This window comes from Streptomyces sp. NPDC047061, from assembly GCF_040643955.1.
Classification (GTDB): domain Bacteria; phylum Actinomycetota; class Actinomycetes; order Streptomycetales; family Streptomycetaceae; genus Streptomyces.
This window is the reverse complement of the sequence record NZ_JBEYVI010000038.1, coordinates 1-15525: the sequence shown is the minus strand read 5'-3', so window position 1 is coordinate 15525 and position 15525 is coordinate 1. Positions and strand designations below refer to the sequence as shown.

Here is a 15525-nt window from a genome sequence, read left to right as displayed (position 1 = left end):
CATGGAACTCCGCACCCAGCGTTCCGCCCGCCCCCGGCACTACCTGATGTGCCGCCCGACCCACTTCGAGGTCACGTACTCGATCAACCCCTGGATGGACCCCGCCAAACCGGTGGACACGGAACTCGCCGTCACCCAGTGGGAACAGCTCGTCGCCCTGCACCGCGAACTCGGGCACCACGTCGAGTTCATCGACCCGCTGCCCGGCTGTCCCGACATGGTGTACGCGGCGAACGGCGCCACGGTGGTGGACGGCAGGGTCCTCGGGGCCAGGTTCCGCGACGCCGAGCGGGCGGCCGAGGGACCCGCCTACCTGGAGTGGTTCCGCGAGCGCGGCTACCGGGTGCACGACCCGGTCCATGTCAACGAGGGCGAGGGCGACTTCCTGCTCGCCGGCGACCGGCTGCTCGCCGGCACGGGCTTCCGCAGCACCCCCGAGAGCCACGCCGAGGCCGCGGAGTTCCTCGGCCGCCCGGTCGTCGGCCTGGAGCTGGTCGACCCGCGCTTCTACCACCTCGACACGGCCCTGACCGTCCTCGGCCACGACGAGATCATGTACTACCCGGGCGCCTTCGCCCCGCACAGCCTGGCCGTCCTGCGGAACCTGTACCCCGACGCGATCCTCGTCGACGAGGCCGACGCCGAGCACTTCGGCCTCAACGCGGTCAGCGACGGCCGCCACGTCGTCCTGCCCGAGTCGGCCGCCGGGGTGGCACGGCGCCTGCGCGACCGCGGCTTCGAACCCGTCGGCCTCGACCTGTCCGAACTGCTCAAGGGCGGCGGCAGCGTGAAGTGCTGCACCCTCGAACTCCGCGACCGTCCCGCACTCGACTGACATGCGGCGGACACCCAGGTACCGGACAGATGGCGGGATCGAGCGTCCATCCGCTGTAGATCGCCTCCCGGTTTCATCGACCGACGAGGGTCTCCGACGGGGGAGCCCGGAGAGGAACGACCAGGCATGACGAGCGAGGAGTTCACCCACCCTCCGACCGAGGAGGAGGCCCGGGCGGCCTTCGTGTCCCGGGAGGCCGGGCCGGCGGTGGATGCCGGGGAACTGGCCGACCGGGCGGCGGCCCTGCTGTCGTCCGCCGCCACCGGGGACCGGGCGGCCCGGACCGGTGGCGACGAGGAGGACCTGAACACACTGCTGGCCGCGCTGGCGGGACACCTGGCCGGCCGGTCCCGCCTCGGCGCGGTCGCCCCCCGGTCCGCGGCGTGGGGGCTGGACCTGGACACCGGCGTCCTGCGCCGGGTCCCCGCCGGGCGGCCGGCCGTCACGGCCGACCCACCGGGGCACCCCCCGGTGGGAGTGGCGGCGGGCCTCACCTGGGTGAGCGCCCTGGAAACCGGCATGACCGCGCACTGCGAGGCCCTGCTGGCCCGGCGCCTCGCCGAGCCCGGTACCCGCGTGCCGCGCCTGTGCCTCGCGGGCCTGTGCGACGGCCACTGTTCCCCCGGCGACTGCGCCAAGAGCGCCACAGGTGCGGCACGGCGGCTCTACGCGGCGGGCGAACCCGTCGCGCACGACCTGTCCGGCCTGCTCTCCCTGCCCGGCTGCGCGATCCGGGTGGGCCCCCGCCCGGACACGGTCGTCGCCACCGGCGCCACCCGCGCCGAGGCGGTCCGCCGCGCCACCGCACGCGCGCTGCGGGCCCTGACCGCCGCCGACCCCGGCCCTCGGACCCTGCCGGCGATCGGCCCGGACCAGGAACTCCCGCCGCCCGGAGCCGGACCGTCCCACCCCGTGCACTGGTCCCGGCCGCTCGACGCCCTGCGCGCCCAGGGCCTCACCCCGGTCGCGGTACTGCTGGACCAGGACCCCGGCGTCAACGAGGTACTCCCGTATCTGGTCCACGTCGTGCTGCTAGACGGGCCTCGATGACGAAGGGAACTCTCCGGTCGGGGACCGCGCACAACTACCGTGCGCGATCAGGCAATTGACGGCGTGGTCGGGGGCTGCTTCACTGGTCCGGTGGCTGAGCCAATGGGCCAGTGAGCCGCCGAACCACCGACCGAAGCCTGGGAGATCCTCCGTGGCCGTCGAGAGCATTCCGCGCACAACCGTGGTCGACCTGCTGGAAGCACGGTTGCGTGACGACATCCTGAGCGGCACGCACCGCCCCGGAACCCTGCTGCCCCCCGAGCGGGAGCTGGCCGCCGGGTACGGGGTCACCCGTACGACCCTGAAGCACGCGCTGACCCGGTTGGAGCAGGCGGGACTGCTGAGCACCCGGCACGGCATCGGCACGCGCATCCTGGACTACCTGCGGATCGGCGGCGCCGACCTGCTCCCGATGCTGGCCGCCCAGGATCCCACGTGGCTGCGGGAGGTCTTCGAGGTGCGGCGGCACATCGGCACCCTGATCGCCGGCCGCGCGGCCGACCGGCGCACGCAGCGGCAGGCCCGGCGGCTGGAGCACCTGCTGCACCAGGTCGCCGACGGCCCGGACGCCGACGCCGTCCAGCTCGCCGACGTGGAAGTGCACCGCGAACTGGCGCGGGCCACCGGGAACCGGGTCTATCTCCTCCTCACGAACACGCTGTTCAACGCGTACCTTCCGGTACGGGCCGCGCTGCGGGCGCCGTTCGAGGACGCGGCGCGGGCGACGGACCGGCTCGCGCCGGTGGTACGGGCCGTGGTCGACCGGGACGCCGAGGAGGCGCGGCGCGCGGCGGCGGCGTATCTGGCCGACACGGAGAAGATCATGCTCGGTTCGCTGAGCGGTCCTGACGGGCGACCGACCACCGACAGCCCCCGGTAGCCGGGTTTCCCGGCCCCTGCGAGTCTCCGATCAAGCGTGGACGCGTGTTCGTTCCACGTTTCCTGTCATGTCATGCACAGGACAACATCGGCCCCGGTCCGGGCCCACCACCCCTATGACGGCCGCCCGTTCACCGTGGGCGCGGCGGCGACCGACAACACGAGGAGCATGGTGAGCAGATCAAGCAGGAGACGCGGCGTCCTCATCGGCGTCATGCTGTCCGCCGTCATCGGCGGCACCGTCCAGCCGGCGATCGCCGCACCGGTGCGGGACGCGGGAGACCAGGCCACGCCGTTCCGGAAGTCTCCGGTGGCGTCGACCGAGCAGGAGATCGCGCGGGCGCTGTCCGCCTCGCTGCGCGACCCGCGGTGGCGCGAACAGGTCCGTACGGCCGCGCTCGGCACCGAGGACGTGGACCTCCAAGCGCTGGCGGGCAGCAGCACCACCCCTCCGGCGGGCAGGAACCTGTTCGCCTCCGTCTCCGCCGCGGACCGCCGCATCGCAGGTCTGAAGGGCCTGCCCGCGTCGACGGGGTCGCTGCTGCGCGTCCGGCTGGGCGCGCCGTCCATGCGCTCGCGCCTGGACGCCGGCGCGACTCCCTGGATCGCCGTCGCCGCGGCCGCCGACGACGCCAAGAGCCTCACGGCATACGACAGCCGGGGCAACGCCCACGCCGTCGACACCGCGCGCGTTCCCGACCGCCCGCTGTACATCCTCGACATCGACGTCACCAAGGCCCACCGGGCCGGCCTGAAGGTGCTGCAGAAGGCCTTCGCCGACAAGGGCCTGACCTCCCTCCCGGCGAAAGCGCCGAACAGCGCCGCCGCCGCGAGCACGGCAGGCTGGTGGGCGACCAAGGTCACGGCCGTCGAGGTGAACGACGACCAGGAACCCTGGTTCAAGGGCGCCGCCGAGATGTTCTCGCTCGTGACCGGCTTCGGCCAGGACGGCACGGCACGCGTCGACTCGGTGGACATGCCCTACCTGGACTACGACGGCACCGTCTACTACCCGAACCAGATCCTGGTCAACTGGTCGAACTACAAGTACAACCTGGCCGACGTCGTCATGATGGAGGACGACGACGGCACCAACTACCGTGCGCTCGCCCAGGCGATCACCACGGCGCTGCTCACCGTGACCGACCAGGGCACGTACATCCCGTTGGTGAACGCGGTCCTGAGCGCGATCCCCGACAGCTGGTTCACCGACGACCCCGACTACGTGGAGTCCTGGTACACCCTCGCCCAGAACTCCACGGGCCGGCTGAACGGCGCCTCCGGCAACGGCTGGATGACCGTCGAGCCCTACTTCGTCGAGGAGTTCTAGACCCCGCACGCGAGAGCGGACCGGCCGCCGCCGCACGTCGGCGAACGGGCCGGTCCGCGCCGGGGACGCGGCCGTCCGAGCGCACGCTCGGACGGCGCGCAGGGTGCAGGCGACGTCACGGAGTACCTTCGTCACCGCCGGTGCTCTGGTCGCGGGCCAGAGCGTGGGTCACCGCGGTGGTGCTCTCGTACAGTGCCCGGTACTGGCTGAACCTGCGGTCGTGGACACCCGCGGTGGCGGGGTCGGGCCGGACCACCGATTCCGCCGGATTCCAGGCCGTGATCTCCGGCCGGCCGATCAGCCCGGCGGCGAGGAAGGCGGCACCGTAGCTGGCACCGATGGTCGTGCGGGCGACGATCTGTTCGAGACCGGTGACATCGCTGACGATCTGCGGCCACAGTCCGCCGCGGGTGCCGCCGCCGACCGCGACGACCCGCCGGATGTCGGCACCGGCCGCGAGCATCGTCTCGACGTTGTGCCGGACTCCGTAGGCGGTCGCCTCCAGCGCCGCCCGCATCAGGTCGCCCCGGGTGTGACCCAGCGTCAGTCCCGCGACCACGCCCCGGGCGTCGGGGTCCATGACGGGTGTGCGCTCCCCGGCGAAGTACGGCAGCATCACCAGGCCGTTCGCACCCGGGGGCGAGGCGGCCGCCTCGTCGAACAGCACGCCGGGGGAGACGTCGCCGAAGAGATGCCCCAGCCAGTCGGTGACGGCTCCGGAGGTGGCCATGCCGCCGGCCAGGCAACGGGTGCCGGGCAGGGCGCCGACCGTGGACCACATCGACGGGCTGGTGACGAGCCGGTCGACGGTGTTCACCAGGAACATCGTGGTGCCGTACATCAGCATCAGGTCGCCGACGCCGTGGCCGCCGACGCTGATGGCCTCGCTCCAGGCGTCGATCGTCCCCACCACGACCGGTGTCCCGGCCGGGATGCCCGGAACCGGTGTGCTCACCCGGCCGGCCTCCTCGCCCGGCCAGCGCAGCGGGGGGAGTTCGATGCCGGGCGCGATGCGCTCGGCCCATTCGGGGATCCAGCGCTGCTCGTGGATGTCGAACAGCGGGGTGCACTGGCTGGCGGAATGCAGGTCCAGCACATAGGCGCCGGTCAGCCGGTGGGCGAGCCACGACGCGGGCATGAGGAGGCGGCGGGCGCGGGTCCACGCCTCGGGCTCCCGCTCGCGGATCCAGGCGAGTTTCGGCCCGACGGCCTGGGACGACAGCGCCGACCCGCACCTGCGGAAGATCGTGTCCGGCCCCAACTCCCCGTTCAGCCGCGCGATCTGCTCCTCGGCGCGGGTGTCCACGCCGTACAGCACCGCCGGACGCACCGGCTCTCCCGCGTCGTCGACCAGGAGGGTGCACGGGCCCATGCCGCTGACTCCGACGGCCCGGACGGTGATGTCGTCGCGGTCGAGCAGCTCGGCCGCGAGCGAGACGAACTCGTCCCACCACACGTGCGCGTCCATCTCGACGTGCCCCGGCCGGGGCCGGTCGACCACGTGACGGCGTACGGCCTCGCCCAGGATCCGGCCGGCGGTGTCGACCACCACGCCCTTGGTACTGGAGGTGCCGACGTCAACCCCGAAGACGACGTCGATCATGTCCTGCCTCCCCGTCCGCTGCAGTCGTTGACATGTTCCTGCCTTGTGGCTAGCTTCACGAACAGTTCCCGCTCTGCTCCCTGGGCGCCCATGGCCCCAGGGTCCCATCGAAGCGTTCGCATCCCAGGCACCTCATCTCCACGGTTGGACAACGTTGTCAGTCTTGGGTGATCAAGACATCTCGGCGCGCCGTATCACCCGGGGCCGCGTTCTCGACGCGAAGACAACGTTGTCGGACCTCCACTTCCGAGTAGAGGAGCAAACCCCGTGATCACACGACTGTCGAGACCTCCCGGAACCATGGCGGTCGGTCTCCTCGCCGCCGCGGCGCTGGCCGCGGCCGGGCTGTGCACGCCCGCGTGGGCGGCCGGGAAGGCCGCGCTCGTCACCTCGCCGGCGACGCTCGTCAATCCGTTCATCGGAACGTCGAACCAGGCAGACGACTTCCCGGGTGCCGACGTCCCGTTCGGCATGGTGCAGTGGAGCCCGGACACGCCGTCGCGCCCCGACGGCGGGGGCTACGAGTACAACGACTCGTCGATCACCGGCTTCAGCCTGACCCACATCGCCGGACCCGGTTGCGGCGCGGCCGGTGACATACCGGTGCTGCCCACGGTGGGAGCCGTGAACACCGGCGCCACGGGCACGTTCTCGCACGCCAACGAGTCGGCGTCCGCCGGGTCGTACAAGGTCGCGCTCGACAACCAGGTGACCACCGAACTGACCACCACGACACGCAGCGGCATGGCCCGCTTCACCTTCCCGTCCACCAGCCAGGCCAACCTGATCTTCAAATTGACGGGCAGTCAGAACGGTGCCAGCTCGACCCAGTTCACCAAGGTGTCGAGCACAGAGGTGAGCGGACAGGTCACCAGCGGCCACTTCTGCGGCGCGGGAAACACGTACACCGTGTACTTCGACATGGTTTTCGACCAACCGTTCACCACACAGGGCAGCTCGCTCGCCAAGGCGTCGACCGCCACTCCCACCGCGCCGGCCACAGTGTCGAAGAACGCCGCCGAGAAGCCCAACCAGCCGGTGCTGCACGGCAAGACTCCCAGCACCACGCGCCCGAAGTCGACGCAGACCACCAAGGACAGCGTCTCCCCCGACGCCGCCGCCTCGAACGGCTACGTCACCTTCAACACCACGAGCAACCCGGTCGTGCAGGCCAAGGTCGGCGTCTCCTACGTGTCGATCGCGAACGCGGTCGCCAACCGGACCGCGGAGAACACCGGGTGGGACTTCAACGCGACCCGCACCGCCGCACAGAACGCGTGGAACAGCACGCTCGGCAAGGTCCAGATCGCCGGCGGGACGGCCGCGCAGCAACAGAGTTTCTACACCGCGCTCTACCACTCGCTGCTGCACCCGAACGTGATCAGCGACGCCAACGGCCAGTACTACGGCTTCGACGGCAGGACGCACATCGTGGACGCGGGCCACAGCGCGGTGTACGCGAACTACTCGGGCTGGGACATCTACCGCTCACAGGCCCAGCTCGAAGCGCTCATCGCCCCCCAGGTCGCCTCGGACACCGCGCAGTCGATGGTCGACGACTACGCGCAGACGGGCGTCTTCCCCAAGTGGTCGGAGAACAACGGCGAGTCGTACGTCATGGTCGGTGACCCGGCGGACGCCATCATCGCCGACTACTACGCCTTCGGTGCCCGCAGCTTCGACACCACCACCGCCCTCGCCGACATGGTCAAGCAGGCGAGCACCACCAACAACGACCGGCCCGGCCTCGCCTACCTGAACTCGCCGGGATACATGCCGCACGACGGCAGCTACGGCTGCTGCAACTTCTACGGCCCGGTGGCCACCACCCTGGAGTACGACACCGCCGACTTCGCGATCTCCGCGATGGCCGGAGCACTCGGCGACACCGCCGACCAGAAGACCTACGCCAACCGCGCCCAGGACTGGCGCAACGTCCTCAACCCCGCCTCCGGATTCGTGGAACCCCGCAACGCCGGGGGCTCCTGGACCGGCGGCTTCGACCCCACCAGCGGCACCGACATGGTCGAGGCCGACTCCTGGATCTACACCGGAATGGTCCCCTTCGACATCGGCGGCCTGGCGCACGCCAAGGGCGGCAACACCGCGATGAACCACTACCTGGACACCGTGCTGCGCAGCTACACCGGCGCCAACGGCTACGCCTGGGTCGGCAACGAGCTGAGCATCGAACTCCCGTGGGAGTACGACTACACCGGGCAGCCCTACAAGACACAGGGCACGGTACGGGCGATCCAGGACCAGATCTGGTCGAACACCCCGGGCGGCCTGGCCGACGGCAACGACGACCTCGGTGCGATGAGCGCCTGGTACGTGTGGTCGGCGCTCGGCATGTTCCCCGAGACACCCGGCACCGCCGACCTCGCCCTCGGCTCACCGCTGTTCACCCAGGCCGTGATCACCCTTCCCTCGGGCGGGACGCTGACGGTCAACGGCAACGGCGCGGCCGACAACGCCCCCTACGTCCAGTCCGCGGCGTGGAACGGCACGGCGTGGAACAACGCCTACGCCCCCACCACGGCGATCACGTCCGGCGGCACGCTCGACTTCACCCTGGGCACCAGCGCCAACACCTCGTGGGCGACCGCGGCCGGCGCGGCACCTCCCTCCTACGCGGGCGACACCACGGCCCCGGCCTCGCCGCGCATCGGTCCGCTCACCTCGTCGGTGGCCTCGACCCTCTGCGTGGACGACGCGTCCTCCGGCACCGCCGACGGCACCCACGTCCAGATCTGGGGCTGCAACGGCACCTACGCCCAGGACTGGATCGTCGCCGGCGACGGAACCGTCCGGGCCCTCGGCAAGTGCCTGGACGCCGACCACAGCGGGACCACCAACGGCACCCTGATCCAGCTGTGGACCTGCAACGGCACCGGCGCACAGCAGTGGACGACCGGCGCCAACGGGTCCCTGGTCAACCCCGAGTCGAACCTGTGCCTCGACGACCCCAACTCCTCCACCACGAACGGCACGCAGCTTCAGCTGTACACCTGCAACGGCACGGCGGCCCAGAACTGGAAACTGCCGAGCTGACCCGTCGGCGGGGAAGCGAACCGCCCTGACGCCCCGGAGCCGGCCGGGCATCTGCCCGCCCGGCCGGCTCCACGAACACACGGGGGAGGTCAGCAGTACAGGTTGGCACCGGGGGTGACGCCCAGGATGGAGGTGAAGCGCTGGTAGGCGTCGACGCGGCTCTGGACCTGGGCCGGGTTGCGGCCGTCGCACTCCAGGGAGCCGTTGATGGAGCGGATGGTCTGGCCGAATCCGGCGCCGTTGACCATGGCGTTGTGGGGGGTCATGGTGCCGGGGCCGCTCTGGGTGTTCCAGTACCACAGGCCGGTCTTCCAGGCGACGGCCGAGTCGTTCTGCACGAGCCAGGGGTTGTTGAGCAGGTCGATGCCGAGCGCGTCACCGGCCGCCTTGTAGTTGAAGTTCCAGCTGAGCTGGATGGGGCCGCGCCCGTAGTAGGCGGCCTGGCCGGCCGGGCAGCCGTAGGACTGGCTCCAGTCGCAGTACGTCGGGTAGTTGGCGGTGTTCTGCTCGACGACGTACACCAGTCCGCCGGTCTCGTGGCTGACGTTGGCGAGGAAGGCGGCGGCCTCCTGCTTCTTGACGGTGTCGCTGCCGGTGTTGGCGAAGGCCGGGTAGGCGCTGAGTGCGGCGGTGAGGCCCTGGTAGGTGTAGAAGGAATTCCGGCTCGGGAACATCTGGTTGAACTGCGCCTCGGTGACCACGAACCCGGACGGGTTGCCGCCTCCGCCTCCGTTGGCCGGGGCGTTCCACTTCTGGTTGGCGGCGCCGGTGCAGGTCCAGATCTGGATCCGTGCACCGTTCGCCGAGGAACGGTCGGTCACGTCCAGGCACTTGTCGGCCGCGGGGTTGACGATGTCGTGGGCGGCGGTGACGGTCCATTGCTGGTTGGCGGCGCCGGTGCAGGTCCACAGCTGGACCTTGGCGCCGTCGGCGGTGGAGTTGGCAGTGACGTCAAGGCATTTGCCCAGGGCGCGCAGGGTGCTGTCGGCGCCCGGGGTCCACTGCTGGGCGCCGGTGCCGTTGCAGTCGTAGAGCTGCACCGGGGTGCCGTCGGCCGTGCCGGCGCCGGCGACGTCGAGACACTTGCCGGCGAGGCCCGTGACCGTACCGGTCACCGCGGCCGCCGGCGCCGTGGCCAACGGGCTGACCAGCAGGGCCAGCAGGGCTATGACAGGACTGCCGCGTAACGCGGTGGTGAGGAGGGAAGAACGATCAGCCATGGGGGGTGGGCAGCCTTTCCGAGGTGGCATGCGGGTGCGGCGGACACCGACAGGACGCACATCAGGGCGACCTGACACCGGGAAGGTAAAAGGTCTATACCAAGTCCGTCAAGATGTGAACATGACAGATACGGGCCGAGTCCCCACGGCTGATCGTCCGGCGCCGGTGGCGGCGCATCGAGGGCTGCCGGCTGGCGCGTGGTGAGGACCCGCGCACGCAGTACGTGGAGCAGACCGGCCAGGACGGCGTACGGCTGCTGATCAGGCTGAGCTCGGCCGTCTCACGGAGGAGGTGATCGAGCTCTTCGTCGCTGCAGGGGCGCCCTCCCGCCGAGACTCTCGCGGCCGTGTTCGCCGCCGCCCGGGCGGTGTCGGACGGCCCGGCAGATGCTGGACCACATCCTGGTCAGCCCGGGCCTGAAGCACGGCGCCGACTACGACGTGGTGCACATCAACAGCGAGTTCGCCGCGCAGGCCGGTGACCACGACCCGCAGGCCGACCGCGTGAGGCCGTAACGGCTCATCGCCCCGGTCGACGGCAGCCTGGTCGTCCTCGCGGTGTCACCTTCGCCAGAACAAGTGGTGCGTCACGCCGCTCGCGCTGGGCACCACCTCCAGGTGGAACCGGTCGAGCAGCTCGTCGGGGGAGTCCCAGAGGCGCAGTCCGGCCCCGAGCGTCACCGGCGCCACCGCCACATGCAGGGTGTCCACGAGGTCGGCGTCGAGGAACTGCCGGACGGTGGTGACCCCGCCGCCTAGCCGGACGTCCTTGCCTCGCGCCGCGTCCCGGGCCCGTTCGAGAATCGTGGCCGGGGCGCCGTCGACGAAGTGGAACGTGGTGTCGGAGAGCGTGAACGAGGGACGCTCGTGGTGGGTCATGACGAACACCGGCGTGCGGAACGGGGGCTCCTCGCCCCACCAGCCGCGCCACTCATGGTCCTGCCAGGGCCCGCGCAGGGGCCCGAACTTGTTGCGGCCCATGATCTCCGCACCGATGTTGCGTGCGAAGTCCCGCGTGAAGTAGTCGTCCAGGCCCCGGCTCCCTCCGGGATCCGTGCGCATGGGCCAGCTTGCCGTGGCTCCGGCCCAGGCGAACAGCCGGTCCGCATGGTCGAGGCCGAACGGCTTCTCCAGGCTTTGATGCTCACCGGCAGCGATTCCGTCACGCGAGACATTGAAGTTCATGACTCTCAGCAATTGATCCACCTGCATCCTCACCGAACCCTGTCGCGTCGTCGTGCGGCCGAGCGCCCCACATCATGACGTCGAACAGAAGGTGGCCGGATCGACAACGGCGCACGACTCTCTTCCAGGGCGTGTCGCGCAGCGCGCCCGTCGGCAGCATGTCAGGTCAGGCGTCCCGGGCACTTGACTCCGTCGGCGCGGGGCATGATCCTCGTCCCAGGTATTGCGCGGTTCATGACAAGCCCATGGTTTCGTCAATCGCGCCCTCCCGTCGACCGAGGGACGTGGACCGTGACGCCGACCGCACGTTCGTACCGCGGACGCAAGCACGTCACCATGCTGTCGCTGCTGCTCCTGGTACTGACCATGGCCTTCGGACCCACCCCGAGTGCCGCGGCCGGCAACAACTGGTGGGACCCGACCGCACGACCCGCCCCGGACGTCCAGATCGACGTCACCGGCGAGCCGTTCACCGGCACCAACTCCGCAGGCGAGGTACAGGGGTTCGTCGACGCGCACAACCACCTGTTCGGCAACGAGGCCTTCGGGGGCCGGCTGATCTGCGGCAAGGTCTTCTCCGAGGCCGGAGTCGCCGACGCCCTCAAGGACTGCCCCGAGCACTACCCCGACGGCTCCCTCGCGCTCTTCGACTACATCACCCACGGCGGTGACGGCAAGCACGACCCGGTCGGCTGGCCGACCTTCGAGAACTGGCCCGCGTACGACTCGATGACGCACCAGGCCGACTACTACGCCTGGGTGGAGCGGGCCTGGCGCGGCGGCCAGCGCGTGCTCGTCAACGACCTCGTCACCAACGGCATGATCTGCTCCGTCTACCCCTTCAAGGACCGCAGTTGTGACGAGATGACCTCGATCCGGCTGCAGGCGAAGATGACCTACGCGCTCCAGGCCTACATCGACAAGATGTACGGCGGCACCGGCAAGGGCTGGTTCCGCGTCGTCACCGACAGCGCTCAGGCCCGGCAGGTCATCGAGGAGGGCAAACTCGCCGTCGTCCTCGGGGTCGAGACCTCCGAACCCTTCGGCTGCAAGCAGATCCTCGACATCCCGCAGTGCAGCAAGGAGGACATCGACAAGGGCCTCGACGAGCTCTACGCACTCGGCGTCCGCTCGATGTTCCTCTGCCACAAGTTCGACAACGCGCTGTGCGGCGTCCGCTTCGACTCCGGCGGCCTCGGAACGGCCATCAACGTCGGCCAGTTCCTGTCCACCGGCACCTTCTGGCAGACCGAGAAGTGCACCGGCCCGCAGCACGACAACCCCATCGGCACCGCCTCCTCGGAGGCCGAGTCCGACCTCCCGGCGGGCGTGGACGTCCCCTCGTACGACGCGGACGCACAGTGCAACAAGCGCGGTCTCACCGACCTCGGCGAGTACGCCGTGCGCGGCATGATGAAGCGCAAGATGATGCTGGAGATCGACCACATGGGCGTCAAGGCCGTCGGTCAGGCCCTCGACATCCTGGAGTCGGCGTCCTACCCCGGCGTGATCTCCTCGCACAGCTGGATGGACCTGAACTGGACCGAGCGGGTCTACGCCCTCGGCGGCTTCGTCGCCCAGTACATGCACGGCTCCGAGGGCTTCGTCGCGGAAGCCGCCCGGACCAAGGCGCTGCGCGACAAGTACGACGTGGGCTACGGCTACGGCACCGACTTCAACGGCATCGGCGACCACCCCGCCCCGCGCGGCGCGGACGCGGCGAACAAGGTGACCTACCCCTTCAAGAGCGTCGACGGCGGCTCCCTCATCGACAAGCAGACCTCCGGCGAGCGCACCTTCGACATCAACACCGACGGCGCGGCCCACGCCGGCATGATCCCCGACTGGATCGAGGACATCCGGCAGGTCGGCGGCCAGGACGTGGTGAACGACCTGTTCCGGGGCGCCGAGTCCTACCTCGACACCTGGGGAGCCACCGAACAGCACCAGGCCTCCGCCAACCTCGCCAAGGGGCAGCCGGCCACGGCCAGTTCGTCCGAGTCGAACCCGTTCACCAGCTACCAGCCGGGCCGCGCCGTGGACGGCGACGACTCCACCCGCTGGGCCAGCGACTGGAGCGACGACCAGTGGTGGCAGGTCGACCTGGGCTCCACCCACCTCGTCTCCCGGGTGACGCTGGACTGGGAACGCGCGTACGGCAAGTCGTACCGCATCGAACTCTCCACCGAGGGCACCACCTGGCAGACCGCCTGGTCCACCACAAGCGGCGACGGCGGCCTGGACACGGCCCGGTTCACCGGCACCCCGGCCCGCTACGTCCGGATCCACGGCCTCGACCGCGGCACCGACTGGGGGTACTCGCTGTACGAGGTCGGGGTCCACAGCGCCTGAGGCGAGACCGGCCCGACCACCACCACCGAGGCCCGGCCATTGCGGCCTCCGCCGCCGACCCCGGTCAGGCCGTCCCGCTTGATCCACAGGTCGTCCGTCCCGCGGCGCACCCGTGTCCTCCCGGGGACGCACCTCGCTCAACTCCGTGGGCGTACCGCGCGCCAGGGCCGGTGCACGTGCGGACGAGGCGCCGTGATTACGATGCCTCGTGAACCGTTTCCCTCCTCCCGGCCGGACAGCGCGATGAGCACCGCCGACTCGTTCCCCCTCGGAGCCTCGACCACGCTCGCCGAACTCGCCCGGGATCCGCACCCGCGCCTGGCACTGCTCCGCGCCCACGAGCCGGTGTCGTGGCTGCCCGAGCTGAACGGCTGGCTGGTCACCCGCCGTGACCTCGGGCTGGACGTGATGAGGGACTCCGCCACGTTCACCGTGGACGACCCCCGCTTCACCACCGCCCAGGTCGTCGGACCGAGCATGCTGTCCCTGGACGGTGCCGCGCACACCCGCCACCGCGAGCCCTTCGCGGCCCCCTTCCGGCCCAGAAGGGTGCACGACAACTTCGCCGCGTTCATAGAACGGGAGACCGACCGCCTCATCACCGCACTGGAACCGGAGGGCGCCGGCGAACTGCGCCGCGCCTTCGCCGGACCGCTCGCGGTGGCCGTCGTCACCGACGCCCTCGGGCTGGTCGGGACGACCACCGACACGGTGCTCTCCTGGTACGACGCCATCGTACGGTCGGTCTCGGACATCACCGAGGGCCTGGCGGCGGGCCCGGCGGGTCCCGCCGCCTACGCACAGCTGCGGGCCGCCGTCGAGGCAACCGTCGCCGACCCGCACGCCTCCTCGCTCCTCGTCTCCGCCGCCGGGCAGCTGGACGTGCCCGAAGTGGCCTCCAACGCGGCGGTGCTGATGTTCGGCGGCATCGAAACGACCGAAGCGATGATCACCAACGCCCTGCTCCACCTGCTGCAGAACCCCGCCCAACTCGCCCTGGTGCAGGCGGATTCCGGCCTGCTGGACGGAGCCGTGGAGGAGTCCCTGCGGCTGGAGCCCGGCGCGGCTGTGGTGGACCGCTACGCCACCCGCGACACCGTGCTCGGCCCGGCCGCCATCCGCCGCGGCGACCTGGTCAGCGTCTCTCTGACCGGCGCCAACCGCGACCCGGCCGTCTTCACCGACCCGGACCGCTTCGACGTCCGGCGCGCGGAAGCCCGCCTTCAACTGGCCTTCGCCCACGGCCCGCACCACTGCCTCGCCGCCCACCTGGCCCGTCTGGAAACCCGCATCACCCTCCAGCGCCTGCTCGAACGCCTCCCCGGACTCCGCCTCGACCCGCAGCGCCCCGCCACCCCGCACGGCCTGGTCTTCCGCAAGCCGGCCGCCCTCCACGTCCTCTGGGACGCTCCGGCCTGACGACCGACGTCATTGATACGACTCGCATCTCGACCGGGACGGCGACGGCGTTGCCTGCGAATGACAGCGCCAAGCCCGCCCGGGGGCGGGGGACACGACAACGGCCTGCCATCGGACCAGTTCAGGCCACCGCGCGGATCAGCTTCTTGTTGGTGAACTCCTCGATGCCGAGTCGGCCGAGTTCCCGGCCGAAGCCGGAACGCTTCATCCCGCCGAAGGGCACCTCGCAGCCGAGCCCGGCCGCTCCGGCCCCGGGTCCACCAGCCCGCCGCTCGCCGCGGTGCCGCACTCGGTGCGCGTCCGGTGACCCTGCCGGGGTGGTCACCGCCTCGAAGAGGCCGAAGGTGGTGGCGGTGGCGCCGACGCCCGGGAACAGGGCAGGGCGCATGGGGGGCTTGAGTGGGTGTCAGGTCCATTGTGCCTGTTCGGGGGTGGTGTGCGGTAGGACGGAGGGCACGTTCGTTGGGGCTTGTCGGGGGTGGTGGTGTGCCCGCAGACTCGTCGTCATCCACTCTCCGGCGTTCGTGTCGGTGTCCGTTCTCGGGTGCCGGCGCGTTTGTCGTGCTGTCTCGTCGTGGGGCGGGGCAGGTGGGGGGTG

11 protein-coding genes and 2 pseudogenes are annotated in these 15525 nt (G+C 70.7%); 9 read left to right on the top strand and 4 right to left on the bottom strand.

The window, feature by feature from the left end:
* Window position 1: 1 nt before the first annotated feature.
* The 4 genes from ddaH (at window position 2) to ABZ887_RS38850 (ending at window position 4094) form a co-directional block, all read left to right on the top strand.
* Window positions 2–835, top strand: coding sequence for a dimethylargininase (gene ddaH, locus ABZ887_RS38865; protein ID WP_361300926.1), 834 nt, complete (start codon window positions 2–4; stop codon window positions 833–835).
* 126 nt (window positions 836–961) lie between these two features.
* The gene (locus tag ABZ887_RS38860) at window positions 962–1885 is read left to right on the top strand and encodes a hypothetical protein (protein ID WP_361300701.1); all 924 of its coding nucleotides are present in this window, start codon (window positions 962–964) and stop codon (window positions 1883–1885) included.
* Between the two features lie 151 nt (window positions 1886–2036).
* Window positions 2037–2765, top strand: a complete 729-nt coding sequence (locus ABZ887_RS38855; RefSeq protein WP_361300698.1) for a GntR family transcriptional regulator — start codon at window positions 2037–2039, stop codon at window positions 2763–2765.
* Between the two features lie 72 nt (window positions 2766–2837).
* Window positions 2838–4094: a DUF3103 family protein gene (locus ABZ887_RS38850; RefSeq protein ID WP_361300695.1), complete on the top strand. Its 1257-nt coding sequence runs from the start codon at window positions 2838–2840 to the stop codon at window positions 4092–4094.
* Window positions 4095–4209: 115 nt separating this feature from the next.
* Here the strand turns inward: ABZ887_RS38850 and ABZ887_RS38845 are convergent, their stop codons facing one another.
* Window positions 4210–5697: an FGGY-family carbohydrate kinase gene (locus ABZ887_RS38845; RefSeq protein ID WP_361300692.1), complete on the bottom strand. Its 1488-nt coding sequence runs from the start codon at window positions 5695–5697 to the stop codon at window positions 4210–4212.
* A gap of 267 nt (window positions 5698–5964) precedes the next feature.
* Between ABZ887_RS38845 and ABZ887_RS38840 the strand changes: the two genes are divergently transcribed.
* On the top strand, window positions 5965–8751 hold the full coding sequence (locus tag ABZ887_RS38840; protein WP_361300689.1) for a lectin: 2787 nt from the start codon (window positions 5965–5967) through the stop codon (window positions 8749–8751).
* 89 nt (window positions 8752–8840) lie between these two features.
* On the opposite strand, the gene ABZ887_RS38835 is transcribed toward ABZ887_RS38840, so the two are convergent.
* Complete coding sequence (locus ABZ887_RS38835; protein ID WP_361300686.1) at window positions 8841–9971, bottom strand: glycoside hydrolase family 19 protein; 1131 nt, start codon at window positions 9969–9971, stop codon at window positions 8841–8843.
* A gap of 387 nt (window positions 9972–10358) precedes the next feature.
* Here ABZ887_RS38835 and ABZ887_RS38830 point away from each other — a divergent pair, with 387 nt between their 5' ends.
* Complete coding sequence (locus ABZ887_RS38830) at window positions 10359–10487, top strand: hypothetical protein (protein WP_361300683.1); 129 nt, start codon at window positions 10359–10361, stop codon at window positions 10485–10487.
* Between the two features lie 45 nt (window positions 10488–10532).
* Here the strand turns inward: ABZ887_RS38830 and ABZ887_RS38825 are convergent, their stop codons facing one another.
* Entirely contained in the window at window positions 10533–11177 is a 645-nt protein-coding gene (locus ABZ887_RS38825) for a dihydrofolate reductase family protein (RefSeq protein ID WP_361300680.1), read from the bottom strand.
* A gap of 315 nt (window positions 11178–11492) precedes the next feature.
* Between ABZ887_RS38825 and ABZ887_RS38820 the strand changes: the two genes are divergently transcribed.
* The 3 genes and pseudogenes from ABZ887_RS38820 to ABZ887_RS38810 all read left to right on the top strand — a co-directional run.
* Window positions 11493–13508 carry a discoidin domain-containing protein gene (locus tag ABZ887_RS38820; protein WP_361300923.1) on the top strand — a complete coding sequence of 672 codons (2016 nt, stop codon included), beginning with the start codon at window positions 11493–11495 and terminating at the stop codon, window positions 13506–13508.
* 243 nt (window positions 13509–13751) lie between these two features.
* Window positions 13752–14927, top strand: a complete 1176-nt coding sequence (locus ABZ887_RS38815) for a cytochrome P450 (protein ID WP_361300677.1) — start codon at window positions 13752–13754, stop codon at window positions 14925–14927.
* Window positions 14928–14943: 16 nt separating this feature from the next.
* Window positions 14944–14991 (top strand): annotated as a pseudogene (locus ABZ887_RS38810) (excalibur calcium-binding domain-containing protein); the annotation flags it as partial.
* Window positions 14992–15048: 57 nt separating this feature from the next.
* Here ABZ887_RS38810 and ABZ887_RS38805 read toward each other — a convergent pair.
* Window positions 15049–15159: pseudogene (locus ABZ887_RS38805) on the bottom strand (aldehyde dehydrogenase family protein); the annotation flags it as partial.
* Window positions 15160–15525: the final 366 nt, after the last annotated feature.

Bases quoted from the DNA above. Each gene is read 5' to 3' on its own strand.
- ABZ887_RS38815 (WP_361300677.1), top strand. From the start codon at position 13,752: ATGAGCACCGCCGACTCGTTCCCCCTCGGAGCCTCGACCACGCTCGCC.
- ABZ887_RS38845 (WP_361300692.1), bottom strand. From the start codon at position 5,697: ATGATCGACGTCGTCTTCGGGGTTGACGTCGGCACCTCCAGTACCAAG.
- ABZ887_RS38850 (WP_361300695.1), top strand. From the start codon at position 2,838: ATGCACAGGACAACATCGGCCCCGGTCCGGGCCCACCACCCCTATGAC.
- ABZ887_RS38835 (WP_361300686.1), bottom strand. From the start codon at position 9,971: ATGGCTGATCGTTCTTCCCTCCTCACCACCGCGTTACGCGGCAGTCCT.
- ddaH (WP_361300926.1), top strand. From the start codon at position 2: ATGGAACTCCGCACCCAGCGTTCCGCCCGCCCCCGGCACTACCTGATG.
- ABZ887_RS38860 (WP_361300701.1), top strand. From the start codon at position 962: ATGACGAGCGAGGAGTTCACCCACCCTCCGACCGAGGAGGAGGCCCGG.
- ABZ887_RS38820 (WP_361300923.1), top strand. From the start codon at position 11,493: ATGCTGTCGCTGCTGCTCCTGGTACTGACCATGGCCTTCGGACCCACC.
- ABZ887_RS38830 (WP_361300683.1), top strand. From the start codon at position 10,359: ATGCTGGACCACATCCTGGTCAGCCCGGGCCTGAAGCACGGCGCCGAC.